This window comes from Streptomyces sp. NPDC102278 (assembly GCF_044766345.1).
Lineage (GTDB): Bacteria > Actinomycetota > Actinomycetes > Streptomycetales > Streptomycetaceae > Streptomyces.
Genome location: NZ_JBIWLV010000004.1, coordinates 227,388 through 252,041 on the forward strand (window position 1 = coordinate 227,388; position 24,654 = coordinate 252,041).

Here is a 24,654-nt window from a genome sequence, read left to right on the forward strand (position 1 = left end):
GCGGCCCGGTCAGGTCTCGTCCGTTCCCAGGACCACCAGCCCGCCCGGCGTGGTCAGGCTGCCGGGGGTGAGCGGCGCGAAGGTGTGGGGGAGGGCCAGTCGCGGCCGTTCCGCGTCCTCCGGTACGGCGGCGAAGAGGTAGGCGGCCGCCGCGACCGGATCGCTCACCAGGTGGGGTCCGTCCGGGACGGCGCCGCCACCACCGACCGGCGTACGGAAGAGCTTGCGCAGGTGCCGCAGGGTCTCCGGGGTGATCCCGGCGGGCGAGACGGGCGGCGCCGGCGGGCTCGGGGCGTTCGCCGCGTCCGTGACGTCCACCCGAACGGCGGGGGAGTCCGTCGGGATCGCGCCCGACAGGAGGAGGGCCAGGAGCACCGGCACCGCCGTGCGGCGCAGCACGTCCCCGGCGCGCCGCAACCGGTGCGCGTGCGGCGCGGGCAGCGACAGCGACAGCGTGAGGCAGCCGGCCGCGCCGCTCTCGATCGGCGCGACGGGGCAGACGCCCCCGGGCGGATGGGCGCGCAGGTCCGAGACCGGGGTGCCCGACGCCATCGGGTCGAGGGCGTGGAAGAGGACGCGGCTGTCGGTGACGACGGCCGGCGGGGCCGGCCGGGCCGTGCCGTCCGCGCCGAGATCGTGGTCGAGCCCGGTGAACGGGCACGTCCCGAGCCCGGCGGCGTGCGCGCCGGCCCGGAGGTCGAGGTCCACCCACTCCCACCCCGGCGCGGCGCCGCCGCCGTCCGTCGGCCGCGGGATCCCGACCTCCCCGCCCGGGTACCGGCCGAGGGGCACGGCGGTCCCCGCGCCGTCCCGCACGGGGGCCAGGGCCCTTCGGAGCTGTCCCGCGAGGCCCGCGAGGCCCGCGAGGCCCGGTGCGGCGAGTCGGTCCAGGGCCGGGCCGCGGCCGTAGACCCCGGCGCCGGGGCGACAGGCGTACCCCTCCTCGCAGAGCATCGACAGCAGCGGCGCGAGTTCCGCTTCGGCCAGGCCCGCCTCACGCCCCAGTTGGGAGGTCCGCACGCCCAGCGGGCGGCGTTCCAGGACGCGTACGACGGCCAGCGCGCGGTGGGCCTCCGCGAGGGCGCCGTCCGCCGCGCCGAGGGGACCGCCGGCGCGGGAGGGCGTGGTCGGGGCCGGCCGGCGCGGCGGGCCGGCGCCCGGTGAACCCGGTGCGGCGGGCGCGGGCGGCGCCGGCGAGGGGCGGAACGCGGCCAGCACGGTCGTCAGCCCCGGCTTGGGCAGCGGCACCGGCCCCAGGTCGGGATCGTCGAGCTGGTCCACGTAGCGCAGGACGGCGGCCTGGGCGCAGAGCCGGACCTCGCGCAGCTCCCGGTGGCCGGTGGGCCGGTAGCCCCGGCGGCCCAGTTCCCGCGCCCAGACCCGGGCGTCGTGGTGCTCGCCGCGCCGGGAGTGGTCGAGGAAGAGGCAGTAGGCGGCCGGCGCGGTCCGGGCCCGCCCGGAGCCGGCGGCGAACTGCCACCAGAACCGGGCCCCTTCGCGGAGACCGGACAGGTGCAGCAGGCAGCCGAAGACCACCGCACCGGCCAGGTCGGTGTGCCCGCCGCGGGCGAAGGAGGCGAGCCGGGCCTCCGCGTTCGGATCGCAGACGGCTCCCAGGCAGGCCGACTTCAGGTCGCGCCGGGCCCGCTCGGCGTCGAGCGGCACGTCCCGGGCCGGGTCGCTCCAGCCCGGCGGGGAGGCGAGCCGCCGGTGACCGGCGCCGGCGCGCGGGGGGCGCAGCAACCGGGCCTCGGCCGCGCCGAGGTCGTAGTGCGGATAGCGGTCGCGGACGCCCGCCCGGGCCAGGAACTCGGCCAGCGGGCGAGGGGTTGCGTCGCGGTCCCGACTCTCGCGCGGCCTCATGACTCGACGGACGCGTCGAGCAGGCGGGCGAGTCGCCGGTGCGCCTGGCCGAGCTGCGAGCGGACCGTGGCCTCGTCGACGCCCATCACCGAGGCGGCTTCCCCGGGGGTGCACTGGAGCCCGTAGCGGAGGATCACGGTGTCCCGCTGCCGCTCGGCGAGCCGCGAGACGGCCGAGTAGAAGCGGATGGTGTCGGTCAGTACCTCGTACTGATCGCAGTGGGCCTCTTTGAGGGCCGCCTCGAAGGCGCTGACGTCCATCGGCCGGGGGCAGGGGACGCGCCGGTGCTGCCGATCGACGATCCGTTGCTTGAGGACGGTCCAGGCGTAGGCGTCCAGGCGGTCCATGTGCAGCATGCGGAGCCAGTCGTTCATGAGCGTGTCGAAGGTGGCGTCCACGGCGTCCTCGGCGGCGGCGTCGGAGCCCAGCTGGAGGTAGGCGAACCGCATGTAGGCGGGCCGCCGGTTGGTGTGGAAGGCCCAGTACGACAGGCGCGCGGGCGGATCCCACTGGGTCATCGGAGTCGGCTGCCGTCGCCGGCTCGGCAGTCCCACGGCACCACCGGGTTCCTCCGGTCCGCCATCGTTCACCGCTCCACCTCATCCCCTGAGCCCTCATCCCCTTGGGCGCCCGCACCGCCAGCCTGTCAGCGCGGGCGCACTCGGAGGGCGCAGAGAAGAAAGCTGGAAGCAATCGGCACAGTGGTGATCGACTTGCGACCAATTTCGATCGAGCCGCCCCTCAACCGGCGCATACGCATATGCCGTTCGCCTCCCGCCTCCGCCGTCGCCGCCGCGACCGCACACCGCGTGTGACCATCCCATGATTCACTCGTTTGTCGGAGCGTGGGCACATCACAGCGATTCGGCACCACCGCCATGGAGCAAGCCGAGGCGGTCATCGTCGAGCAGTACCCCCGACTGGTACGGCTCGCCTACGTGACGCTCCCCGGGACTTCGGGGCGGCACACCCGCGTACTGCTGGCGCACAAGGCCGTGCAGCGCGCGCTTCCGCGCACCGGGGGAGGAGGTCCCGGGGCCGACGGGCCGGGCGGCCCGCTGGAGGACGTGCGGATCCGCGTGCTGCGCGCCTCCCTCGCCCCGGCCGGCCGGACCCGCGTCGCCCTGGCCCGATTGGCCTGGCCACCGGCGCCGCCCTTCGTGTGGGGGCTGCGGCTGTGGCCCCCGGCCGGCGGGATCGACGAGGCCGCCCGACTGCTGGCCGGGGCGTCCGGCCCGGTGCGGGCCGCCTTCGTGCTGCACCGGCTGGACGGCCTGTCCGAGGAGAACGTCGTACGACTGCTCGGCGCGGCCGGCGCCACCGACGCGGCGGCCGCCGTCCGGGAGGCCGTCGCGGTGCCCGTGGGGGACACCGCCGGCCCCGACGGCGTCCCCTGCGCGGCGGAGGAGCTCCTGCGGGCCCTGCGCAACCCGGAGTTCGACGCCAGCGTGGTCAGCGCCCGCCCCACCGACCTGCTGCGCCGCCGTCGCCGGGCCCGGGCCGTATGGGCCGCGACGGCCGCGCTCGCCGTCGCCGGCGGCTTCCTGGCGGCCCACACCGCGTCGAGGGCCCCCGACGCCCGGCCGCTCGCCGGGCCGGTGGCCGCCGGGGCACTGGACCCCGCCCGGCTGGTCAAGGCGCCGACCGAGGCCTGGGCCGACACCGCGCGGGTCGACTTCACCGCCTGGCCCGCCCGGGGCGCCCGCACCACCGACCGGGCCCTGCTCGCCCGAGCCCTGGGCACGTGGGCGGCCCGACCGCGCGAGGTGCCGGTGACGGCCGCGCCGGGAACGCCCACGGACCCGCCGGCCCGTCCGCCCCAACTGCTGTACGCGGGGGACAGCGACGGCCGGGCCGTGGTGCTCCTGCTCGACGCGGACCGGGTCGTCCGCTACGCCGAAGCCGCCGAAGGGCCGCGCGAACGGGAGCTCGCGTTCGCCCGTACCGACGAGTCCGGGGTCACCACGGCCGCCGCGCTCAGCCTCGGCCGCACCGGCACGGCCGCCCGGTACCTGCTCGCGCCGTGGATCGCCAAGGCGGGCACCCGCGACCTGACGCGGGCCGGGGACGCGGCGAAGCCCCTGGCCGTCGCCGCCGACGGGGTCACCGCCTCCACCGCGGTGCCCCGTACCGCGGGCGCCTGCGACAGTTGGCCCGCGCTGGAACTGACCTCCTCCGCCCGCATCGTGGAGAAGCACGCCTTCGTCCTCGCCGACCTGGGCGCGCTCACCCCCGTGCACCTCACCTACACGCCCCTGCCCACCGGACCCGGCGCGGTGCCCGCCCGGCAGCCGCGCGAGGCCACCGGTGCGGCCGCCCGGGCCGCCTGGGCACCGGTCGCCTGCCGGTTGCGGGAACTCCCCGGCGCGGGGGTGCGCGCCGTCAACATCTGGGACTTCGCCGACTCGGACCTCCCCGACGGAGGCGGTCGGGCCGTCTGGTCCTGCACCCGGGCCTCCGGCTGGGCCGGCCCCGGGGACGTGCTCGTCCAACTGCGCCCGCCCGCCGGTCCGCCGCAGGACGTGGCGCGGGCGCGGGCCACCGCCGCCTGTGGCCGCTTCGGGCAGCACCTGCTCGCCGGCACCCGCTGGCGCTCCCCGGCCGGCCGCTGGTACCAGCTCGCCGCCGGCAGCCGGGAGGTCACGGGGATCACCGCGACCGGCGCGGTCCGCGCGGACAGCGCCGGGCGCACTCTCGTCGCCCCGGCCGGCCCCCGGGGCGCGGCGGTGCGGGTGACCGGGAGGCTGGCGAGCGGCGCCGGGATCACCGCGCTCGACGGGGCGGCCGGCGGCCGGGACTGAACGCCGGGACTGAACGCCGGGGCCGGGCGCCGCCCCGGACCCCTCGGGTGCGGCCGTCCACCTTGCGGCCACCGGTCGGGGCCCCGGCCCTCCGGCTGTAGCATGGGCCCCATCGCGAGGGCCGTGACGGAGAGGTCACTGTCCTCGCTTTTGTGTTCGGTCCACCCGTGGAAAATGCGGGACGGCGCCTTTCGGCGGTTCGATACGATGAACAGCATCACGATCCGTCACGACGGTTCGTCACGCGTAAATCCGTACAAATGAAACGAATGGAGCATCCGAGGATGGCTCGACACCTGATCACCAGCGCGCTTCCCTACATCAACGGGATCAAGCACCTGGGCAACATGGTCGGGTCGATGCTTCCGGCGGATGTGTACTCCCGGTACCTCCGCCAGCGCGGCCACGACGTCCTCTACATCTGCGCCACCGACGAGCACGGCACCCCCGCCGAACTCGCCGCCAAGGCGGCCGGTCTCTCGGTCTCCGAGTTCTGTGCGCAGGCGCACGACGCCCAGAAGGCGGTCTACGACGGCTTCGAGCTGTCCTTCGACTACTTCGGCCGCAGCTCCTCGCGGCAGAACGCCGAGATCACCCAGCACTTCGCGCGTCGGCTCCAGGAGAACGGCTTCATCGAGGAGCGGGCGATCCGGCAGGTGTACTCGCCGGTCGACGGCCGCTTCCTGCCGGACCGCTACGTCGAGGGCACCTGCCCCCACTGCGGCTACGACAAGGCCCGCGGCGACCAGTGCGAGAACTGCACCCGCGTCCTGGACCCCACGGACCTGATCGAGCCCCGCTCGGCGATCTCCGGCTCCACGGAGCTGGAGGTCCGCGAGACCAAGCACCTCTTCCTGCTCCAGTCCAAGCTCCAGGTCGAGGTCGAGGCATGGGTGGCCGAGCACGAGGAGGAGTGGCCGCAGCTGGCCTCCTCCATCGCCCGCAAGTGGCTGACCGAGGGCCTGCACGACCGCGCCATCACCCGTGACCTCGACTGGGGCGTTCCCGTCCCCGCCGACACCTGGCCCGAGCTGGCGGCCGACGGCAAGGTCTTCTACGTCTGGTTCGACGCCCCGATCGAGTACATCGCCTCCACCAAGGAGTGGGCGGACCTCGACCCGGCCGGCCGCGACTACAAGGCGTGGTGGTACGAGGCCGAGGACGTCCGGTACACGCAGTTCATGGCCAAGGACAACGTCCCGTTCCACACGGTGATGTTCCCGGCCACCGAACTCGGCACCCGCGAGCCGTGGAAGAAGGTCGACTACGTCAAGGCCTTCAACTGGCTGACGTACTACGGCGGCAAGTTCTCCACCTCGCAGAAGCGCGGCGTCTTCACCGACCACGCGCTGGAGATCCTCCCGGCCGACTACTGGCGCTACTTCCTCATCGCCAACGCGCCCGAGTCGGACGACTCCTCCTTCACGTGGGAGCACTTCACCGCCACGGTCAACAAGGACCTCGCCGACACCCTCGGCAACTTCGTCAACCGCGTGCTGTCCTTCTCGCGCAAGCGGTTCGGCGACGACGTCCCGGCGGGCAACGCGGCCGGCGAGGCCGAGGCGAAGCTGGGGGGGCAGATCGCCGAGCTGCTCGCCGAGTACGAAGGCCACATGGAGACCCTCCAGTACCGCAAGGCGGCGGCGGCGCTGCGCGCCCTGTGGTCGGCCGGAAACTCCTACCTGGAGGAGAAGGCCCCCTGGCTGGAGATCAAGACCGACCCGGAGGGTGCCGCGCTCACCCTGCGGACCGCGATGAACCTCATCCACCTCTACTCGGTGGTCTCCGAGCCCTTCATCCCGGCCTCGGCGCGCGCCATGCGCTCCGCGTTCACGCTCGCCGAGGACACCGCGACGTGGGTGACGCCGGAGCAGGCCAGGTCGCTGGACGCGGTTGCGGCCGGCACGCCGTTCACCGTGCCGCCGGTGCTCTTCGCGAAGATCACCGAAGAGGACCTGGACTCGTACCGGGAGCGCTTCGGCGGCTCGCCCGAGGCCTGAGGCCCACGTCTTCGCCTGGGTGAGGGGCGCGACCCGTACGGGTCGCGCCCCTCACCCGTGTCCGGCGCGGGCCGGCGGGCCGGGCACGGGTGAGGGAGGTAGGGGAAACCCCACCCCGAAGTGTCCACTTGGGCGTGCAGACCCCACCGGGGGCACGCGGCTGCAATGGACCCATGACCCCTTCCCCCGCCTCCTGGTGGACCGCGCCCCGGATGACGGCCCTGTGGCTGCTCGCGGCCGCGTGGGCCCTGTGCTTCCCGCTGATCTCCACCCTCGCCCCGCACCGCCTGTGGGGCTGGTGCGCGGCCGTCGGCTACCTCGGCGCGGCCGGCCTCGCCGCCCGCCGCCCGGGGGCGGCCGTCGCGGTGGCCCTGACGGGCGCCGTGGCCGTACCGCTGCTGTGGCTGGTGCTGACCGGGCAGGGGCAGAGCGAGGTGACGGTCATCGAGCGGTCCGGGCGCCTCCTCCTGGACTCCGGGCGGATGTACGTGGACCGGCCCGTGCGGGTCGAGGACTACACCCCCTACCTGCCGGGCATGGCGGCCTTCGGCATCCCGAGCGTGCTGCCCGGCCCGGCGGGGGACGCCCGACCGTGGTGCGCGGCCGCCCTGTTCGGCTGCCTGTGGGCGGGGCGTCGGGTGACGGGCGCGCGGTCCGGGGGCCTGCTCCCGGTCCTGGTGGCCTCGCCGGTCCTCGCCCTGCCGATGGTCGTGAGCGGTGTCGACCTGCCGCTGATCGGGCTGTGCTGCCTGGCCTTGGCGGCGGCCGCGGCCGGCCGGCCCGCGCTCGCCGGCGCGGCCCTCGCGGGGGCGTGCGCGCTGAAGTGGACGGCGCTGCCGGCGGTGGCGGTGGCGGTCGCCGTCCTCGCGGCCGCCCGGGGCCGGCGGGCCGCGGTGCGCTGCGCCCTGGTGGCGGCCGCGGGAACGGCCGCGCTGGTACTGCCGAGCGCGCTGCTCCAGCCGGCGCAGATGTGGGGTCAGGTGTTCGCCTTCCCGACGGGCCGGGCCGAGGTTCCGACCCCGGCGAGCAGCCCGCTGCCAGGTCACCTGTTGGCCGAACTGGGGCCGTGGGGCTGGTACCTGACGATCGGTCTGCTCGGGGTCGGCGGTCTCGCGGTGGCCGCCACGCTGGTGGTCCGTCCGCCCCGGACGCTGCGCGCCGCCGCCGACCGCCTCGCGATCGGTCTGACCCTGGCCTTCCTGTTGGCCCCGGCGGGCCGCTTCGGGTACCTGGCGTTGCCGTTGGCGCTCTCCCTGTGGGCCCGCTCGATGTCCCTCCCGTCCCGCTCCCTTGTCGTCGCGGGCGCGGGGGCGGGCGTGGGCGGGGCGGTCAGGCCCGTGCGCCCCGAAGGTGGGCCAGTACGGCCAGGACGCGACGGTTTCCCTCCGTCGGGTCGAGGTCGAGCTTCATGAAGATGCTGCTCGCGTGTTTGACGACGGCCGCCTCGGTGACGAACAGACGGGCCGCCAAGGCCTGGTTGTTGAATCCCTCCGCCATCAGGGCCAAAACACCTCGCGCTCGCGCGGGGTGAGGCGGGACAGGGGCAGGTCCGCCGTCCGGGCGCTCAGCAGGACGCGCACCACCTCGGGGTCGACGACCGTCTGTCCTTCGGCCACCCGCCGCAGCGCGTCGAGGAACTCGGCCACCTCGCCGACCCGGTCCTTGAGCAGGTAGCCCAGCCCGCCCGCGCCCCCCTCGCGGCCTTCGGCGGTGAGGAGCCGGGTCGCGTACGCGGTCGCCACGTACTGGGACAGCACCAGAACCGGCAACGAGGCGTCCCGGGAGCGCAGTTCGAGCGCGGCCCGCAGCCCCTCGTCACGGAAGTCGGGGGGCATCCGCACGTCGGTGACGACCACGTCGGGCCGCTCCGCCGCCACCGCCCGCACCAGCTGATCGGCGTCGCCGACGGCGGCGAGCACACGATGGCCACCGCGGGCCAACAGCTCGGTGAGACCGGCCCGCAGGAGCACGGAGTCCTCCGCGAGGATCAGCCGGAGCACGGCACCTCCACCCGCAGTTCGGTCGGTCCGCCCACCGGACTGGACACCACCAGTCTGCCCTGCAACATCGCCACCCTGTCCGCGAGACCCGCCAGGCCCGCCCCCGCGCCGGGATCGGCCCCGCCACGGCCGTCGTCGGTGATGGTGAGAGTGAGCCGGTCCGCCTCGACCCTACCGGCGATGCCGATGTGCGCGGCCCCGCTGTGTTTGGCCGCGTTCGTGAGTGCCTCGGTGACCGTGAAGTACGCGGTGATCTCCACCGAGTCGGGCAGCCGGGGCAGGTCCAGATCCACCGTCACCGGCACCGGGTGGCGCTGCGCGACCTCGGCGACGGCGGCCGCGAGACCGTGGTCGGTGAGCACCTGCGGATGGATCCCCCGGACGAGATCGCGCAGTTGCTCCAGGGCCAGCCGCGCCTCGCCCCGGCCCCGGGCCACGAGCGCGGCGGCGCCGGCGGCCGCCGGGACCTCGCGCAGCTCCATCTCGGCGATCCCCAGCGTCATGCTCAGGGCGACCAACTGCTGCTGCGCCCCGTCGTGCAGGTCCCGTTCGATGCGCCTGCGTTCGGCCTCGAAGGCGTCGACGAGTCGGACCCGCGAGCGGGTCAGCTCCCACACCCGGGCGTCCTCCTCGCGCGGGCCGAGCAGCAGCCGTACGGTCTTCACCTGGGCCCCGGCGAGCAGCGCCCCGGCGTAGGCGGACACGGCGAACCCGACCAGTCCGACGGCGGTGCCGCAGAAGGCCTCCAGGGGGCCGGACACCGCCCGGCCGGGGATCAGCATGACCTGGTCCGGGGCGATGGCCCAAACGACGGCCGGGGTCGCGACGAGGATCAGGGAGAACGCGAGCAGGGTGAGCACCCCGAAGCCGGCCGCCCCGAAGACCGGCCCCAGCAGGAAGCAGTACCCGAGCTCCCGCCAGGTGGACCGTTCCCGCAGTCGGGTGCGCAGCCGGGCGGACAGCCGGGCGCCGGCGAGCCTGGTGTGCGGATCGGCGACCGGCGCCGGCTCCACGAACCGCAGCCGCCGCCGCTCCAACCGCCCGAGCGGCACGCCGAGCGTCGCGGCCCCGGTCAGCAGCAGCAGTCCGACGCCGACGACGGCGAGCAGCAGTCCCAGCCCGACGAGCCCGAGCAGGGCGAGCAGCACCCCGTAGCCCAGTACGAAGCCGGTGGCGAGGTAGCCCCAACAGCGCCAAGGCCACCACGAGATGAGGAACCGGGCCGGCCGCCGAACCGCCGTCCACACCGCGACGGGCGGTTCGGGGGGCGGCTCCGGGAGGACGGCGCAAGCGGTCATGGCGGCAGCCTATGTGACGGTGCGCGGGTCGCCGGCGCGCGTCACACGGCCGCGCCCAACACCAGGAACCACAGGAACAGGGCCGAGCGCGGGGGGGAAGGACCAGCCCGGTTTCCAGGGGTACGGGCGGGCGTCCGCGGCGCGTCGCGGTCTTACCGACCGGCCGGGACGAGGAAGGCCACCAGCCGGGTCGCCACGGTGACGACGGCCGGCGCGGTGGCGGGATGGGCCGGGTGGGTGAGTGCGGGCCGGTCGAAGGCCCGGGGCGACCCTTCGCACAAGGATCTTGACCTGTCTGCCGCGTGTCGAAGCCGCGCCGTGATCGTTTCTTCAGCCGTGACCCGCGTTGCCGCTGGTCTTGACTGGACGAACGGATCGGGAGGTCGTGCCGCGTGGTGACCGCATGGCAGTACGTCGCCGGAGCGGGCCTGGTGGGCGCCCTCTGCCCGCTGCACGGGCACGTGGCCGTCGCCGGGGACGGCCACGGGCGCGGCGCCCGGGTGGACATGTGCGTACCGGGCGGGCCCGCGCACGCGCGGCCGCCGGCCGGTCGGCCCCCCGCCGTCCGGCCACCGTCCCTGCCGTCCGTCGCGCCGCCCGCCGTCCGGCCGCCCGTACGGGTGACCCTGCCGGGCAGTGGGCCGACCGCGCACCACCCGGGCCGGGCCCCCGGCCTCCCCCAGAGCCCGCGCGCCGCCGTCCCGGCCCCGGGGCTCCCCGGCGGGCCGCCGCCCACCGCGGCCGAGCCCGGTGCGCCGTCCGCACCGTCGCCCGAGGCCCCCGACGGGCCCGTACCGCCGGCCGCGCCCGTGGCCACGCCCGCGCCCGCTCCGGCCGCGGCCCGGGCGAGGACGGCCACGGAGTTCACCAGCGCCTTCCGGATGCGCCCCTACCACCCCGTCGCGTCCGAACGGCGGGGCCCCGACGGCTTGTCCGCCATGATGCTCATGGTCGTCGTCGGAACCCCGGCCGTGCTCGCCGCCGCCGCGCTGCGCCCCCGCTCCAAGGGCCGCGACTAGCCGCCCCGCGGCTGCGCGGCCCTTCCCCACCGACCCCCGAACGGGAGATCCCTCGTGTCCGAATGGCTGGTCCTGGCCATCGCCATGGCGCTCGTCTGCGCCCTCGTCCTCACCATCACCACGATCCGGCACCGCCGGGTCGCCGCCGACGAGGACACCAGCGAGACCCCCGATGTCATCGAGTACATGACGATGATGGTCGGCGTGGTCTACGCGATCGTCCTGGGCCTCGCCATCGCGGGCGTCTGGGAGGCGCGCGGCTCCGCCGAGGACAGCGTGCGCCGCGAGGCCCAGTCGCTGTACGAGGTGACCCAGCGCGCCGACGTCTACCCGGCCCCGGTCCGCGACCGGATCCGGGGCGAGGTGAACGCGTACGTCGCCCACACCATCGCGGTGGACTGGCCGCTGCTGACCTCGGGCGAGGCCGCCTCCGCCGAGGGCGCGCGGCTGCTCGGCACCCTGCGCGGCGACGTCACCCACCAGAGCCCGACCACCGAACTCCAGGCACAGGCCTACCAGCCGCTGCTCGACCACATCGCGACCGCCGACGACGCCCGCCACTCACGGCTGCAGAGCGACGAGTCCACACTGCCGGGCGTCGTGTGGTTCGGGCTGCTGGTCGGCGGGGTGGTCACGGTCGGGCTGATCTTCACCCTCCAGATCCGCCGCTCCGGGCGGGAGTTGCTGCTGGCGGGGCTGTTCAGCGCGCTGATCGTGATGCTGCTGTTCATGGTGTGGAGCTTCGACGCGCCCTACGGCCGCGACGGCACCGACTCGGCCGGGCCCTTCGAGGACCTCTTCCCCACCCTGTCGGTGACGGCTTCCCGGTAGCGGCGGGCTTCCGGGTCCGGCCTACGGGCCGGTCCCGGACAGGGACGCCTCCCGGCGCGCCGCCGCCACCACGGGGGAGTGCCGCAGCTCGTGGGAGATCCGTACGAGGTCACGCGCCCCGTCGGCGGTGATCAGCACCCGTTCGCCCTCGTCCCCGGCGCAGGTGCCCCCGGGGTCGCCGAGGTCGGCGCGCACGGCCGCCGCGACCATCGCGGCGTCGGCCACGGCGCGTGCCGTCACCTCGTCCGCCCCGTCCGCGCGGGCCCGTTCGTAGGCGAGGTCCCGCTGCCGACGGTCGAAGCAGGGGCCGAGGCGCAGGAAACCGTCGTGGATGTCGGACTCCCGCTGGATCACCCGGATCTCGGCCGGGGACCACCAGGACATCCGCACGCCGGGAGTGCCGGCGGGCGCGGTGCGCTGGACCTCGTGCCACAGCGTGCCCAGGCGGCGGTACGTCGACCAGGCGTGCAGGCTGTCCGACATCCGCTGACACAGCAGCGGCACCACGAAACCGACGGCGCTGATGAGCGCGCCCACCGCGGCGAGCGGCGGGGCCACGTAGGTGCTCAGGAAGTCGAGGTCGTGCCCGGTCCAGCGGGCCACGACCGCGGACATCTTGGCGGCGTCGTAGGTGAGGCTGAAGGCGTACCCGCACACGATGATGACCAGGCCGGCGCGCAGCCAGCCGCGCACCTGGAGGGACCAGCGCCAGCACATCGTCACCATGGTCATGGCCGCCACGTTGTGCGCCACCAGGTAGAGGGCGATCATCGCGCCGATGTACGGGGTGTTCGCGTAGTGGGTGTCGAAGTCCCGCAGGCGTTCGGCGGGGGTGGAGCCGACGGCGAAAAGGATCATGATGACGGCGATCACGAGGGCGTAGCCGGTGATCCACCGGCGGGAGACGCGCCGGATCTCCCGCGCCGGTCCACCCCGCCAGTTCAGGAGGAGGACCAGGCAGGACGCGCTGAAGGCCGTCATCAGGCAGTAGACGAAGGGGGCGGAGAAGTTGGTGATTCCCGTCCAGCGGTTGACGGCTCCGATGGTGGGCGGGGCGGCGAAGGTGAAGACGGATCCGGCCAGGAGCAGCAGGAAGCAGACCGAGCGCAGCAACGGGTCACGCCAGTTGGTCCGCAGTGCCGGCAGTTTGAAGACGAAGGAGATCGCCATCGCGACGGCCGGAATGTAGTAGTCCTGTCCGTTCAATGCTCGTTCCTGTGCCCCCGGTAGCCGAGGGAGGTCTCGATGCGGCCCGCCAACTGGTCGCGCTGCGCGGGCGCGCGCTGGCCGGAGGAACCGGCCAGCCACGTCCGGCACCGGCTGCCGAGGAGGAGGCCGAAGGTTTCCGCGTCGGTCTCTTCCCGGACGTCGGCGCGGGTGCGCGCGGCGACCCGGCGAACCGTCTCGCCGAGGTCGGCTTCGTCGGTCAACATCCGGGCGGCGACGGCTGCGCCGTCGACGTGGTGACTGCAGTGCCCGGCCTTCATGTGCCACAGCTCGTGGCCGAGGATCACCAATTGGTGGTCCGGCGCCGTGCGTTCCTCGATGACCACGAGATCGCGGTCCGCCATGTCGAGCCACAGACCGCTCGCCGTCCCCTGGGGGAACGGGGCCATCCGGAACTGCACCGGGCGGCCGCGGTGTCTGCTCATGCCCTCACAGAGGGCGGCGTAGAGGTCCACGGGTTCCACGGGGGTGGTCAGCTTGAGGCCGGCCACGAGTTCCCCGCACAACCGCCGCTGCTCTCTGCCTATGCTCACCGTTCTCCCCGTCGGCGCGGATCCGGATCAGGACTCAAGGATCAGATCCAGACTTTCGACTGGGTCATGATTCGTTCGGTTTGACGCTTTCCAGGAGCATGTCCAGCCATTCGGTCACTTTGTCCCGGTGCTTGTCGCTGGGCAGTTGGGCGGCTCGCCAGGCGATGCCCCGCACTCCGTGGTTCTGCAGGAGTCTTGCCAGCGGATCGCCCGCCGAAGCGGTTTCCGCCGGTACGGTTTGCCGTTCGCGTCCGGCGAAGTCCTGGAGCAACTGCTGTTCGGTCCGCTGGAGCGCGTCGGTCAGGGCGTCGGCGTCGTGGGCGGTGAGGAACCCCGCGTGTACCCCGAAGAAGCGCTGGATGGCGTCGCAGTGCTCCATGGTGGGCCGCCGGTCGCCGTTGATCAGGGCTCCCGCCTGCTGACGGGACATGCCCGCGCCGTCCGCGATCTCCTGCTGAGTGTAGCGGCGGCCGTTGGGTTTCACCCGCGTGCGCCGCAGCAGGTCCAGTCGCTGGAGGAAGCGGGCCTGGAGATCGGGTTCGCCGGCGCGCCGGCCGTCGAGGAGGGTCTTGACCACGTCGGTGGGGACGCCGGAGGCGTCCGAGAGCTTGCGCAGGTCGAAGACCTGGTTCAGGTCGCGACCCATTTTGCCCGCGAGTTCGGCTACCCGCGTGACGGTGGCTGCCAGAGACACGTTGGCCACCGCGACGGGAGCCGGGAAGCCGTCTGTCACCAGTGGTTCTCCTAGATCGCGCGAGGTCGGTACAGGCACGTGAGTCGGCCTCAGGGAATCTATCCGGTCTCTCGCGGCAGGGCCAGAACTTGCCACAGCTGTGGCGGGAATGAGCTGCCAGGAGGCTGGAATTGCCACAATAGTTGACACTCGAATGAAGTCGGTAGCAGGATCGCCACACGGAAATGAAGATCCAGACCGTGAGGAGGGGGAGCTCTCGGTGCCACATCTCGCAGCGGTGGGCCCGTCCGATGGCCTCGCCCGAACCGGTGAGGAGCGCCTGGCGGGCGATGACCCCGCCCGTGGCGCAGTGCGGTCGGAGCGACGCAAGGAGATTTTGCGCCGGCGCCGCGAAGAACTCGGGTTGAGCCAGGAGGACATCGCCGCACGGCTGGGCATCAGCGTGCGCGCGTACGGAAACTGGGAACGGGGCCTGGTCAAGGAGTGGACCGACCGGAAGCTGCTCGCCCTGGCCGAGTCCCTGGAGATGAGCGAGCGGCAGTGCTTCTGGCTGTTCCGGGTCATGGTCGACCGGGACCCGCCGCCCACCTGGCGCGCGGCCGAGGAGAACCGGCTGCCCGAGGACCCCGCCCAACGCGACTACCTGTGCGACTACGCGGCCCTGATGGAGGCCGTGCCCTACCCGAGCTTCCTGGTGGACCACCGCTGGGACGTGGCCCTGACCAACTCCGCCTTCGACCGGCTCTTCCAGTCCGTGCGCCCGCACCCCACGGCCCTGCCGGACGACAACTTCCTGCGCTTCGTGCTGTTCCACCCGGACGCGGCAGCCGTGCTGGAGGACCACGAACCGGCCTGGTGCGTACCGCTCCTGGCCCAGTTCGCCAACGCCCTGGCCGGCGCCCCGGACGACGAGGGGCTGCGCAGCATCCGTCAGGAAGTGGCCCGTGACCCGTTCATGGAGGCCGCCTACCGGTACGGCGTCCCGCACTGGCTGAGCACCCACGGGGCCGCCGCCGCCGAACAGGACGGCGCCGTAAGGACCGTGCGCCACCCGGAACCCGGGTGGGGCCTGGTGCGCTGCCGGATGGTGGCCGAATCGAGCCGCATGCTGGAGGGGATGGGCCTGACCCGGATCACCCTCGTCCTGTCGACCCCGCAGGGTCTGCCGCCCGGGCCGATCCGCGGCGGGGCGACGTTCCCGCACCAGCAGGGGGCGCGCCTGCGCGCCGTGCCGTCGCCGGCGGAGTGATCCCCGGCGGGGCGCCGGCGGGGGACACTGGGGTCCTTGATCGTGTGACGCGTCCCGGATGCCGCGGATCGGGGACGCGCAGGGCGCGCCACCGCATCCGTGTCACCGATCGTGGCGCTGGCGAAGGGCGGTAGGGACGTGCGGCTGACCATCCTCGGCGGGGGCGGATTCCGCGTACCGCTCGTCCACGGCGCCCTGCTCGCCGACCACGCCGAGGGCCGGGTGACGCACGTGACCCTGTACGACGAGGATTCCGGCCGGCTCACCGCCATGGCCGGGGTGCTCGCGGACCAGGCCGCCGGCGTACCGGACGCCCCGAGCGTCCTGGCCACCACGGACCTCGACGAGGCCCTGCGCGGATCCGACTTCGTCTTCTCGGCCATTCGCGTCGGCGGCCTCGACGGACGCGCCGCCGACGAGCGGATCGCCCTGGCCGAGGGAGTGCTGGGGCAGGAGACGGTGGGCGCGGGCGGGATCGCGTACGGCCTGCGGACCGTGCCCGTGGTGCGCGAGATCGCGCGCCGGATCGCCCGGATCGCCCCCGAGGCCTGGGTCATCAACTTCACCAATCCGGCCGGTGTGGTGACCGAGGCGATGGCCGAGGAACTCGGACACCGGGTGATCGGCATCTGCGACTCCCCGGTGGGCCTCGGCCGGCGCGTCGCGCGCCTCCTGGGAGCCCGACCCGAGGAGGCCTGGATCGACTACGTGGGCCTCAACCACCTGGGCTGGGTCCGCGGGCTGCACGTCGGCGGACGCGACGAACTGCCCCGGCTGCTGGCCGACGACGCGGCCCTGGAGTCCTTCGAGGAGGGCCGGCTCTTCGGCGCCGACTGGCTGCGCTCGCTCGGCGCGATCCCGAACGAGTACCTCCACTACTACTACTTCAACCGCGACACCGTACGCGCCTACCAGGAGGTCGAGCAGACCCGCGGGGCCTTCCTGCGCGACCAACAGCGCGGGTTCTACGCCGAGGCCGCCCTGCCCGGACGGCCCGTCGGCGCGGCGCTCGCGGCCTGGGACCGCACCCGGGCCGAACGCGAGGCCACGTACATGGCCGAGAACCGCGAGGCCGCGGGCGTCGGCGCGCGCGACGAGAGCGACCTGGAGTCCGGCGGCTACGAGAAGGTCGCGCTCGCGCTGATGCGGGCCATCGCCCGGGACGAGCGGGCCACCTTGATCCTGAACGTCCGCAACGGCTCCACCCTGTCGGTGCTCGACGCCGAGGCGGTCATCGAGGTGCCCTGCCTGGTCGACGCCAACGGGGCGCACCCGGTGGCCGTGGCCCCCCTGCCGCTGCACGCGGTGGGCCTGGTGACCTCGGTCAAGGCGGTGGAACGGGAGGTCCTCGCCGCCGCGGCGAGCGGCTCGCGGGCGGGCGCCGTCAAGGCCTTCGCCCTGCACCCGCTCGTGGACTCGGTGGGCGTGGCCCGCCGCCTCCTCGACGGGTACGCGGCGGAGCACCCGGGGCTGGCGTACCTGCGCTGACGAGGCGCCGGCGGGAGGCCCGGACTCCGGGGGGCCGGGGTCGGCCGTACGGCCCAGCGCGGCATGCGCCGTGCGGGACGCGCTGTGAGAGTGCGAGATGTGACCACCGCCCCCGCCGTCGCCGCGGCGCCCCCCGTGCTCGACCGGCGGCAGCGCAACGTCGTCTTCGGCACGATCATGCTGGGCGTGCTGCTGGCCGCGCTCGACCAGACGATCGTCGGCACCGCCCTGCCCACGATCGTGGCCGACCTCGGCGGCGGGGACCACATGTCCTGGGTGGTCACCTCGTACCTGCTGCTGGAGACGGTCTCGACCGTACTGGTCGGCAAGTTCGGCGACCTCTTCGGCCGGAAGCTGATCTTCCAGCTCTCCGCCGTCATCTTCATCACCGGTTCCTTCCTGTGCGGTCTCGCGAGCAACATGACCCTGCTGATCGTGTGGCGGGGCGTACAGGGCATCGGCGCCGGCGGCCTGATGGTCACGGCGATGGCGCTGATCGCCGACGTGGTCCCGCTGCGCGAGCGCGGCAAGTACCAGGGCATGATCGGCGCGGTCTTCGGCGTCGCCACCGTCATCGGACCACTGCTGGGCGGGCTGTTCACCGACCAACTGACCTGGCGTTGGTGCTTCTACGTCAACGTCCCCATCGCGATCCTCGTCGTCATCGCGGCCGCCCGCACCATCCCGTCGGTACGCGCCGAGGGCAAGCCGGTCATCGACTACCTGGGCATCACCCTGGTCGCGATCGGGGCGAGCGCCCTGATCCTGGCCACCAGCTGGGGCGGCAACGAGTACGCGTGGACCTCGGGCGTCATCATCGGCCTGTTCGCGGGCGGTGTCGTCGCCCTGGCCCTCTTCTGCCTGGTCGAGACGCGGGCCGCGGAGCCGATGCTGCCGATGCGCCTCTTCCGCAACCCCGTCTTCTCGGTGTGCTCCGTCCTGAGCTTCGTCGTGGGGTTCGCGATGCTCGGCGCGATGACCTTCCTGCCGACGTACCTCCAGTACGTGGACGGGGACTCCGCCATGGTCTCGGGCGTCCGCACGCTGCCCCTGGTCATCGGCCTGCTGATCGCCTCCGTCTTCAGCGGAAACGCCGTCAGCAAGACCGGCCGGTACCGGATCTTCCCCGTCGTGGGCTGCGCCGTGATGGCACTGGGCCTGTACCTGCTCTCGCTGATGGAGCCGGGCACCGGCGCCTGGCTGGAATCGCTGTACATGTTCGTGCTCGGCACCGGCATCGGCCTGTCCATGCAGGTCCTGACGATCGCCGTGCAGAACACCGTGGACTACGCGGACCTCGGCACGGCCACCTCCGGCGTCACCTTCTTCCGCACGCTCGGCAGCGCTTTCGGCACCGCGGTCTTCGGCACCATCTACGCGAACACACTGGGACCGGAGCTGGAGACCGCGATCCCGGAGGCCGCACGGGCCACCGGAGCGGACCCGGCGCAGGTGGCGAAGGCCGCGCAGAGCCCCCAAGGAGTGCACGGACTGGATCCGGCGACGGCCGCGCCGATCATCGAGGCGTACGCGCAGGCCCTGCACACGGTGTTCCTGTGGACGGTGCCGGTCGCGCTGTTCGGGTTCGTCGTCGCCCTCTTCCTCAAGCAGGTCCGGCTGCGCGACAGCGCCCGGGCCGGCTCGACGGACATGGGCGACGGCTTCGGCTCGCCGGCCACGGCCTCCGGGGACTCGGCGAAGCTGCTGGAGCTGGCCGTCGGCAAACTCGTACGGAGCATGGGGCCGGACACGGCGCGCGGGATCGTCGGCGGCTCGGACACCCGCCTGGACATCGCGGGGGCGTGGGCGGTGATGCAGGTGGACCTGCTGACCCGGACGGTCGGGTACGCGAGCCTCGGCCTGGTCGCCGCACGCCGCTCGCTCCCGCCGGAAGTGCTGCTGCCGGTCTTCGAACGGATGGTGGACGAGGGGTACCTGACCCGGGAGAACGACTTCGTCTCGCTGACCCCGGCGGGGGAGCGGGAGGCGGGCGTCATCTCGCGCGCCTGGGGCACATGGCTCGGCGACCGGTTGGAGAAGGACCGCGGCCGGCCGCGCAGCGCGGAACTGCGGGCAGCCGCGGACGCGATCGCCAAGCGGCTGCTGGCGGAGGACCTGGGCGACGGCAACTTCGCGCCGAGGCCGACCGCGGGGGCGGCGACCTGATCGGGGGGAGGCGGGGCGGGGCGGGGCGGGTCGGGCAGACGGGTCAGGGGCGGCGGGTCAGGGGCGGGGTGGGCGTTCCGCTGTCGGGTGGTCGGGTGTCGGGCGGTCGGGTGTCGGGCGGTCGGTCATCGGGTGGTCGGGGAGTTCCCTCGCCGCGGCCTGCTCGAAGCCCTCCCCGGCATCCACCTTTCCGCCGGGGAGTTCCCAGCGGCCGTCGTGGGCCAGGCCGAGCAGGACCCGGCCGTCGGCGTCGAGCACGACGAGGCCGACGCCGACGACGGCGTTCGGCCGGGGAGCGGCGCGTACCCAGGGCTCGGGGGACGACGCGGCGGCGCTGGGTGTGGTGGGTGTGGAGCGTCCAGTGGGTTCGGCGGGGTCCGGGACCATGGATCCATTTGCCGATTCGGCAAGAACTTTTGTCAAGCGGGGCGCGTGCGGGTGACGCTCGGGGCCATCCCCGGAGCGGGGCACGGGCGGGCAGGCTGGACAGGACGGGCGTGATGGATGTGGCGGGCGTGACGGGTGTGACGGGTGTGACGGGTGGGCTCGGTGGGGTGGGCGACGCCGACGTCGTGGTCGTGGGTGGTGGGGCCGCCGGGCTCGCCGGCGCGCTGACCCTGGCCAGGGCCCGGCGTTCGGTACTGGTGCTGGACTCCGGCAGCCCGCGCAACGCCGCCGCCACGCACCTGCACGGGTACCTGGGGCACGACGGCACGAGCCCCGCCGAGTTGTTGGCCCGCGGCCGGGCGGAGGTGCTGGGGTACGGGGCCCGGATCCGGTCCGGGGCCGCCGGTACCGTCGTCGCCGCCGACCGCGTACCCGGCGGGGGTTTCCTGGTCCGGTGCGGGGACGGCTCGGTCGTACGGGCGGGCCGGCTGCTGGTCGCGACCGGACTGCTGGACGAACTGCCGCCCGTACCGGGGCTCCGGGACCGCTGGGGGCGGGACGTGTTGCACTGCCCGTACTGCCACGGCTGGGAGGTACGGGACCTGCCCCTCGCCGTGCTGGCCACCGGGCCGATCGCCGTGCACCAGGCGGGGCTCTGGCGTCAGTGGAGCGACCGGGTGACACTGCTGGGCCACGCCTGGGCGCCGGGACCGGACGAGCGCGAGCTGCTCGCCGCCCGGGGGGTCGAGGTGGTCGAGGGCGAGGTGACGGGCCTGGACGTGGGTACGGACGACCGGCTGGCCGGAGTCGTGCTGGCGGGCGGCCGGTCGGTGGCCTGTCGGGCGCTGGTGGTGGCTCCGCGGTTCACCGCCCGATCGGGGGTGTTGACCGGCCTGGGGCTGCCGGTGGCCACGGTCGAGCGGGACGGCCGGGCGCTCGGAACCTGTGTGGACTCGGACCCGCGGACCGGGGCGACGGCGCTGCCCGGGGTGTGGGCGGCGGGCAACGTGACGGCCCCGATGGAGCAGGTGGCGGGCGCCGCCGCACAAGGAGTACGGGCGGCCGTCGCCATCAACACCGACCTGATCGAGGAGGAGACCCGCCGTGCGCTGCGGGCCGGGCGGGGCGAAACGGGCTGACCTTCCCTCGCCTCCGCCGCGCGGCCCCGCGACGATCTCGACCGTCACCGAATTCCGCGCCTCTTGCGCTGGTGCACGCGCTCGTGCGGTGCGATGGGGACATGTGTGCGGGTTTCGGTCACCTGCCGGCCGTGCAGGCTCTGATCCGTGTGATCGTCGTACGGTTCCTTGGCTCAGGGGGGCTCCATGGCACATGTCCTGATCATCGGCGGAGGCATCGGCGGACAGGCGACCGCGCTGCTCGCCGCCCGGCGCGGCCACACCGTGGAACTCTTCGAACGCGACACCCGCGCCCCCGGTACCGCCCTCGACCGGGACTTCTTCGGCTGGCGCCGCCCGACCGTGCCCCAGGCCACCCAGCCGCACGCGCTGCTCGGCGCCGCACGCAACGTGCTGCGCGTGGAACTGCCCGACGTCCACGCGGAGATGCTGCGGCTCGGGGCCCGTGAACGACACGAACTCGACTGGTTCGACACCCGCCCGCCCACCCGCCCCGGCGACGAGGACCTCGTCATGCTCCAGGCCCGGCGCATCGTCTTGGAGAGCGCGCTGGCCAGCGCCCTGCGCGCCGAGTCCGAGGTGGTCGCCCGCCACGGGGAACCGGTCACCGGGCTGACCACGGTCGTCGGGCCCGACGGGATCCGGGTCACCGGGGTGACCGCGCCGACCGGGAGGTTCTCGGGGGACCTCGTGGTCGACGCGGGCGGGCGCCGGGGCGGTGTCGAACGCTTCCTGGCCGAGGCGGGCTGCCGGCCCGTCGTCGTGGAACGGCACCGCACGGGGCTGGCGTACTTCTGCCGCTGGTACCGGTTGCCCGACGGCATGGACGAAGGGCCGCGCCGCCCCTGGGCGGTCACCGGCGGGGCGTTCGCCGGGTGCGCCGTCTTCCCCGCCGACAACCGGGTCTTCGCCGTCACGCTGTTCGTGCACACGGGAGACCCCACGCGCGCCGCGCTGCGCGACCCCGAGGTGTTCGAGGCCGCCGCCCGCGCCTTCCCTCCCGGGGCCGCCTGGCTGGGCCTGGGCGGCGAACCGCTGTCCGACGTCCTGGCCGCCGCGAGCCTGGACAACCGCTGGTCCGCGCCGGCCGACGAGCAGGGGCCGGTGGTGAGCGGACTGGTGCCCGTCGGGGACGCCATCACCCACACCAACCCGACGCTCGGACAGGGGACGTCGCTCGCCCTGTGGGCCGCGAGTCGGGTGGCGCGTACGGCGCACCAGGAGCCGGGGTCGTACCGGTTCGCCGCCGACTACCACGCCTGGGCGCTTCGGACGCTGAAGCCGTGGTTCGACTTCCAGGTGGTGGCCGACACGGCCATCGGGGAGCGGTTCGCGACCAGGGCGAGTCGGACGGGGACCGCCCGCGAGGTGGCCGCACTGTTCGACTGCGCGCTGGAGGACCCGGAGGTGATGCGGGCCCGGGCCCGCGTGCGCCACCTGGCCGACCCGCCGGAACGGGCTTACGCGGACCCGGAGATCAGGGCGCGCGTGGCGCGCTGGCTCGCGGAGCGGCCGGACTACGCGCCGAACGCGGTCGGACCGGATCGCGCCGAATGGGAGAAGCTGACGGCGGGGTGAGGGGGAGGGTGAGGGTGGAGGCGAGATGAGACTGGCGGTGGGGGTGAGTCTGGGGGTGGGGGTGCGTCTGGGGGTGGGGGTGAGTCTGGGGGTGGGGGTGCGTCACTCTCTGGTGCCGGGGGGCGCCTCGGTTCCGAGCACCTCGGCGAGGTCGTAGCGGACGACCTCCTCCAACTGGCCGTACGTACAGCTCTGCGGCGTCCGGTCGGGCCGCCAGCGGCGGAACTGCGCGGTGTGCCGGAACCGGTCGCCCTCCATGTGGTCGTACTTCACCTCGCAGACGCGCTCCGGGCGCAGCGGCACCCAGGACAGGTCCTTCTTGCCGGTCCACCGGCTCTGCGCGCCGGGCAACCGGGCGCTCTCGTGCGCGGACTCCTCGGCCCACGCCGCCCACGGGTGACCGTCGGGGTCAGGCATGCGCAGCGGTTCGAGTTCGTCGATGAGCTCGGCGCGGCGCTTCATCGGGAAGGCGGCGCACACGCCGACGTGTTGGAGGGCGCCGTGGTCGTCGTACAGGCCGAGGAGCAGCGATCCGACAATCGGACCGCTCTTGTGGAAACGAAAACCCGCGAGGACGACGTCGGCCGTACGCTCGTGCTTGATCTTGAACATGAGGCGGGCGTCCGGCCGGTAGGGGAGATCGAGGGGTTTGGCGATCACCCCGTCGAGCCCGGCGCCCTCGAACAGCTCGAACCACTCCTGGGCCTGTGCGAGGTCGGTGGTCGCGGGCGCGAGGTGGACGGGGGGTCGAGCGGTGGAAAGGGCTTGGGTGAGGAGCTCGCGACGTTCGGAGAGCGGGGTGTCCAGGAGGGCCCGGTCGTCGAGCGCGAGCAGATCGAAGGCGACGAAACCGGCCGGGGTCGTCTCCGCGAGGAGCTTCACACGGGAGGCGGCGGGATGGATCCGCTCGGTCAGCCGATCGAAGTCGAGTCGCCCGTCATGGATGATCACGACCTCGCCGTCCACGACGCAGCGCTGCGGCAGATTCTCCCTGAGAGGTGTGACCAGCTCGGGGAAGTACCTGGTCAGGCTCTTTCCGGTACGGCTGCCGATCTCGATCTCATCGCCGTCACGGTGCACGATGGCCCGGAAGCCGTCCCACTTCGCCTCGTACTGCATGCCGGGTGGAATCTTGGCCACGGACTTGGCGAGCATCGGCTTCACAGGGGGCATCACCGGCAGATCCATGTCTTCGATTCTGCGGTGGTACGTCCGGCTCTGCCCGGTATGCGCGCCCGGCCGGGCCCGCATAACGTGGCGCACATGGGTGCTGCGGGCAATGCCATCGAGTTGGAAGCGGGAGGGCGGACGGTCCGGCTGTCCAGCCCCGACAAGGTCTACTTTCCGGAGCGCGGCCTCACCAAGCGGGACGTCGCCGAGTACTACCTCGCCGTCGCGCCCGGGATCACCCGCGCCCTGCGCAACCGCCCCACCACGTTGGAGCGGTTCCCGGACGGCGTGGACGGCGAGTCCTTCTTCCAGAAGCGGGCCCCCAAGAATCTCCCCGACTGGATCCCGACGGCCCACATCGCCTTCCCCAGCGGCCGTACGGCCGATGAGATCTGCCCGACCGAGCCGGCCGCCGTCCTGTGGGCCGCCAATCTGGGCTGTCTCACCTTCCACCCCTGGCCGGTGCGCCGCGATGACACCGAGCGGCCGGACGAACTGCGCATCGACCTGGATCCCCAACCGGGCACCGACTACCACCACGCGGTCGCCGCCGCCCACGAACTGCGCGCCCTGCTGGAGGAACTGGGTCTGCGGGGCTGGCCCAAGACCTCGGGCGGGCGCGGACTGCACGTCTTCGTACCGATCGCACCACGCTGGACGTTCACGGAGGTCCGGCGCTGTGCCATCGCGCTGGGCCGGGAACTGGAGCGCCGGATGCCGGGCAAGGTCACCACGGCCTGGTGGAAGGAGGAACGCGGCGAGCGGATCTTCGTCGACTACAACCAGACCGCCCGCGACCGGACCATCGCCTCCGCGTACTCCGTCCGTCCGCGCCCGCACGCCCCGGTCTCGGCCCCACTGCGCTGGGACGAGGTGGACGACGCGGAGCCGCGCGACTTCGACATCGTCACGATGCCGGCGCGTTTCGCCGAACTCGGCGACCTCCACGCCGACATGGACGAGCACGCCTTCACCCTGGACGCCGTGCTCGAACTCGCGGCCCGGCAGGAACACGAGCACGGGCTGGGCGACATGCCGTACCCGCCCGACTACCCGAAGATGCCGGGCGAGCCCAAGCGCGTCCAGCCGAGCCGGGCCAAACACGAGGACTGACCGCCCGGCGGCCGGCCCGGTCCCGCCTGCCCGGTCCCGCCTGCCCGGTTCCGCCTGGCCGGTTCGCTGCCCGCGCCGGCCCGGCCCCCCGCCGGACG

The 24,654-nt window shown here is 73.7% G+C and carries 20 protein-coding genes and 1 pseudogene; 11 read left to right on the forward strand and 10 right to left on the reverse strand.

Annotated elements, in window-relative coordinates; genetic code table 11:
- Nucleotides 1-9: 9 nt before the first annotated feature.
- The gene (locus ACIRO3_RS13285; RefSeq protein ID WP_404135727.1) at nucleotides 10-1,863 is read right to left on the reverse strand and encodes a hypothetical protein; all 1,854 of its coding nucleotides are present in this window, start codon (nucleotides 1,861-1,863) and stop codon (nucleotides 10-12) included.
- Nucleotides 1,860-2,381 (reverse strand): sigma-70 family RNA polymerase sigma factor, encoded by a 522-nt coding sequence (locus ACIRO3_RS13290; protein WP_365997537.1) that lies wholly within the window; start codon nucleotides 2,379-2,381, stop codon nucleotides 1,860-1,862. The genes ACIRO3_RS13285 and ACIRO3_RS13290 overlap by 4 nt, the downstream gene beginning before the upstream one ends.
- A gap of 360 nt (nucleotides 2,382-2,741) precedes the next feature.
- Here ACIRO3_RS13290 and ACIRO3_RS13295 point away from each other — a divergent pair, with 360 nt between their 5' ends.
- The 3 genes from ACIRO3_RS13295 to ACIRO3_RS13305 all read left to right on the forward strand — a co-directional run bounded on the left by ACIRO3_RS13295 (nucleotide 2,742) and on the right by ACIRO3_RS13305 (nucleotide 8,076).
- On the forward strand, nucleotides 2,742-4,664 hold the full coding sequence (locus ACIRO3_RS13295) for a hypothetical protein (protein WP_404136303.1): 1,923 nt from the start codon (nucleotides 2,742-2,744) through the stop codon (nucleotides 4,662-4,664).
- A gap of 284 nt (nucleotides 4,665-4,948) precedes the next feature.
- Nucleotides 4,949-6,664: a methionine--tRNA ligase gene (gene metG, locus ACIRO3_RS13300; protein WP_365997539.1), complete on the forward strand. Its 1,716-nt coding sequence runs from the start codon at nucleotides 4,949-4,951 to the stop codon at nucleotides 6,662-6,664.
- 173 nt (nucleotides 6,665-6,837) lie between these two features.
- Complete coding sequence (locus tag ACIRO3_RS13305) at nucleotides 6,838-8,076, forward strand: glycosyltransferase 87 family protein (RefSeq protein ID WP_404135731.1); 1,239 nt, start codon at nucleotides 6,838-6,840, stop codon at nucleotides 8,074-8,076.
- Here ACIRO3_RS13305 and ACIRO3_RS13310 read toward each other — a convergent pair.
- From ACIRO3_RS13310 to ACIRO3_RS13320, 3 genes and pseudogenes are all read right to left on the reverse strand, one after another.
- Nucleotides 7,994-8,664 (reverse strand): annotated as a pseudogene (locus ACIRO3_RS13310) (response regulator). The gene ACIRO3_RS13305 and the pseudogene ACIRO3_RS13310 overlap by 83 nt on opposite strands.
- A complete protein-coding gene (locus ACIRO3_RS13315) occupies nucleotides 8,652-9,962 on the reverse strand; it encodes a sensor domain-containing protein (RefSeq protein WP_404135733.1) in 1,311 nt (436 codons plus the stop codon). Before ACIRO3_RS13315 ends, ACIRO3_RS13310 begins: the two are co-directional and overlap by 13 nt.
- A 152-nt stretch (nucleotides 9,963-10,114) precedes the next feature.
- Nucleotides 10,115-10,243, reverse strand: coding sequence for a hypothetical protein (locus ACIRO3_RS13320; RefSeq protein WP_404135736.1), 129 nt, complete (start codon nucleotides 10,241-10,243; stop codon nucleotides 10,115-10,117).
- A 111-nt stretch (nucleotides 10,244-10,354) separates the two neighbouring features.
- On the opposite strand from ACIRO3_RS13320, the gene ACIRO3_RS13325 reads away from it, so the two are divergent.
- Entirely contained in the window at nucleotides 10,355-10,981 is a 627-nt protein-coding gene (locus tag ACIRO3_RS13325) for a hypothetical protein (protein WP_404135739.1), read from the forward strand.
- Nucleotides 10,982-11,035: 54 nt separating this feature from the next.
- Nucleotides 11,036-11,812: a hypothetical protein gene (locus tag ACIRO3_RS13330; RefSeq protein ID WP_361772544.1), complete on the forward strand. Its 777-nt coding sequence runs from the start codon at nucleotides 11,036-11,038 to the stop codon at nucleotides 11,810-11,812.
- Between the two features lie 21 nt (nucleotides 11,813-11,833).
- Here the strand turns inward: ACIRO3_RS13330 and ACIRO3_RS13335 are convergent, their stop codons facing one another.
- The 3 genes from ACIRO3_RS13335 to ACIRO3_RS13345 form a co-directional block, all read right to left on the reverse strand.
- Entirely contained in the window at nucleotides 11,834-13,018 is a 1,185-nt protein-coding gene (locus ACIRO3_RS13335; protein WP_404135742.1) for an MAB_1171c family putative transporter, read from the reverse strand.
- The gene (locus ACIRO3_RS13340) at nucleotides 13,015-13,572 is read right to left on the reverse strand and encodes a hypothetical protein (protein ID WP_053679959.1); all 558 of its coding nucleotides are present in this window, start codon (nucleotides 13,570-13,572) and stop codon (nucleotides 13,015-13,017) included. Before ACIRO3_RS13340 ends, ACIRO3_RS13335 begins: the two co-directional genes overlap by 4 nt.
- A gap of 64 nt (nucleotides 13,573-13,636) precedes the next feature.
- Nucleotides 13,637-14,305 (reverse strand): helix-turn-helix transcriptional regulator, encoded by a 669-nt coding sequence (locus ACIRO3_RS13345; RefSeq protein ID WP_361772539.1) that lies wholly within the window; start codon nucleotides 14,303-14,305, stop codon nucleotides 13,637-13,639.
- Between the two features lie 310 nt (nucleotides 14,306-14,615).
- Between ACIRO3_RS13345 and ACIRO3_RS13350 the strand changes: the two genes are divergently transcribed.
- The 3 genes from ACIRO3_RS13350 to ACIRO3_RS13360 all read left to right on the forward strand — a co-directional run bounded on the left by ACIRO3_RS13350 (nucleotide 14,616) and on the right by ACIRO3_RS13360 (nucleotide 19,169).
- Nucleotides 14,616-15,515, forward strand: a complete 900-nt coding sequence (locus ACIRO3_RS13350) for a helix-turn-helix domain-containing protein (RefSeq protein ID WP_361772824.1) — start codon at nucleotides 14,616-14,618, stop codon at nucleotides 15,513-15,515.
- Between the two features lie 138 nt (nucleotides 15,516-15,653).
- Nucleotides 15,654-17,003 (forward strand): 6-phospho-beta-glucosidase, encoded by a 1,350-nt coding sequence (locus ACIRO3_RS13355; RefSeq protein ID WP_404135747.1) that lies wholly within the window; start codon nucleotides 15,654-15,656, stop codon nucleotides 17,001-17,003.
- Nucleotides 17,004-17,066: 63 nt separating this feature from the next.
- Entirely contained in the window at nucleotides 17,067-19,169 is a 2,103-nt protein-coding gene (locus ACIRO3_RS13360) for an MDR family MFS transporter (protein WP_404135750.1), read from the forward strand.
- Between the two features lie 57 nt (nucleotides 19,170-19,226).
- Here ACIRO3_RS13360 and ACIRO3_RS13365 read toward each other — a convergent pair whose 3' ends face one another.
- A complete protein-coding gene (locus tag ACIRO3_RS13365; protein WP_404135753.1) occupies nucleotides 19,227-19,556 on the reverse strand; it encodes an NUDIX domain-containing protein in 330 nt (109 codons plus the stop codon).
- A gap of 128 nt (nucleotides 19,557-19,684) precedes the next feature.
- On the opposite strand from ACIRO3_RS13365, the gene ACIRO3_RS13370 reads away from it, so the two are divergent.
- Both ACIRO3_RS13370 and ACIRO3_RS13375 read left to right on the forward strand, forming a co-directional pair.
- Nucleotides 19,685-20,695: an NAD(P)/FAD-dependent oxidoreductase gene (locus ACIRO3_RS13370; protein WP_404135755.1), complete on the forward strand. Its 1,011-nt coding sequence runs from the start codon at nucleotides 19,685-19,687 to the stop codon at nucleotides 20,693-20,695.
- Nucleotides 20,696-20,881: 186 nt separating this feature from the next.
- A complete protein-coding gene (locus ACIRO3_RS13375) occupies nucleotides 20,882-22,273 on the forward strand; it encodes an NAD(P)/FAD-dependent oxidoreductase (RefSeq protein ID WP_404135758.1) in 1,392 nt (463 codons plus the stop codon).
- A gap of 102 nt (nucleotides 22,274-22,375) precedes the next feature.
- Here ACIRO3_RS13375 and ACIRO3_RS13380 read toward each other — a convergent pair whose 3' ends face one another.
- Entirely contained in the window at nucleotides 22,376-23,461 is a 1,086-nt protein-coding gene (locus tag ACIRO3_RS13380; RefSeq protein WP_404135761.1) for an ATP-dependent DNA ligase, read from the reverse strand.
- Between the two features lie 75 nt (nucleotides 23,462-23,536).
- Between ACIRO3_RS13380 and ligD the strand changes: the two genes are divergently transcribed.
- Nucleotides 23,537-24,556 (forward strand): non-homologous end-joining DNA ligase, encoded by a 1,020-nt coding sequence (gene ligD, locus ACIRO3_RS13385; protein ID WP_404135764.1) that lies wholly within the window; start codon nucleotides 23,537-23,539, stop codon nucleotides 24,554-24,556.
- The last annotated feature ends 98 nt before the right edge of the window (nucleotides 24,557-24,654 follow it).

Bases quoted from the DNA above. Each gene is read 5' to 3' on its own strand.
- ACIRO3_RS13295 (WP_404136303.1), top strand. From the start codon at position 2,742: ATGGAGCAAGCCGAGGCGGTCATCGTCGAGCAGTACCCCCGACTGGTA.
- ACIRO3_RS13290 (WP_365997537.1), bottom strand. From the start codon at position 2,381: ATGACCCAGTGGGATCCGCCCGCGCGCCTGTCGTACTGGGCCTTCCAC.
- ACIRO3_RS13375 (WP_404135758.1), top strand. From the start codon at position 20,882: ATGGCACATGTCCTGATCATCGGCGGAGGCATCGGCGGACAGGCGACC.
- ACIRO3_RS13360 (WP_404135750.1), top strand. From the start codon at position 17,067: ATGCGCCGTGCGGGACGCGCTGTGAGAGTGCGAGATGTGACCACCGCC.
- ACIRO3_RS13315 (WP_404135733.1), bottom strand. From the start codon at position 9,962: ATGACCGCTTGCGCCGTCCTCCCGGAGCCGCCCCCCGAACCGCCCGTC.
- ACIRO3_RS13380 (WP_404135761.1), bottom strand. From the start codon at position 23,461: ATGGATCTGCCGGTGATGCCCCCTGTGAAGCCGATGCTCGCCAAGTCC.
- ligD (WP_404135764.1), top strand. From the start codon at position 23,537: ATGGGTGCTGCGGGCAATGCCATCGAGTTGGAAGCGGGAGGGCGGACG.
- ACIRO3_RS13305 (WP_404135731.1), top strand. From the start codon at position 6,838: ATGACCCCTTCCCCCGCCTCCTGGTGGACCGCGCCCCGGATGACGGCC.
- ACIRO3_RS13285 (WP_404135727.1), bottom strand. From the start codon at position 1,863: ATGAGGCCGCGCGAGAGTCGGGACCGCGACGCAACCCCTCGCCCGCTG.
- metG (WP_365997539.1), top strand. From the start codon at position 4,949: ATGGCTCGACACCTGATCACCAGCGCGCTTCCCTACATCAACGGGATC.
- ACIRO3_RS13365 (WP_404135753.1), bottom strand. From the start codon at position 19,556: ATGGTCCCGGACCCCGCCGAACCCACTGGACGCTCCACACCCACCACA.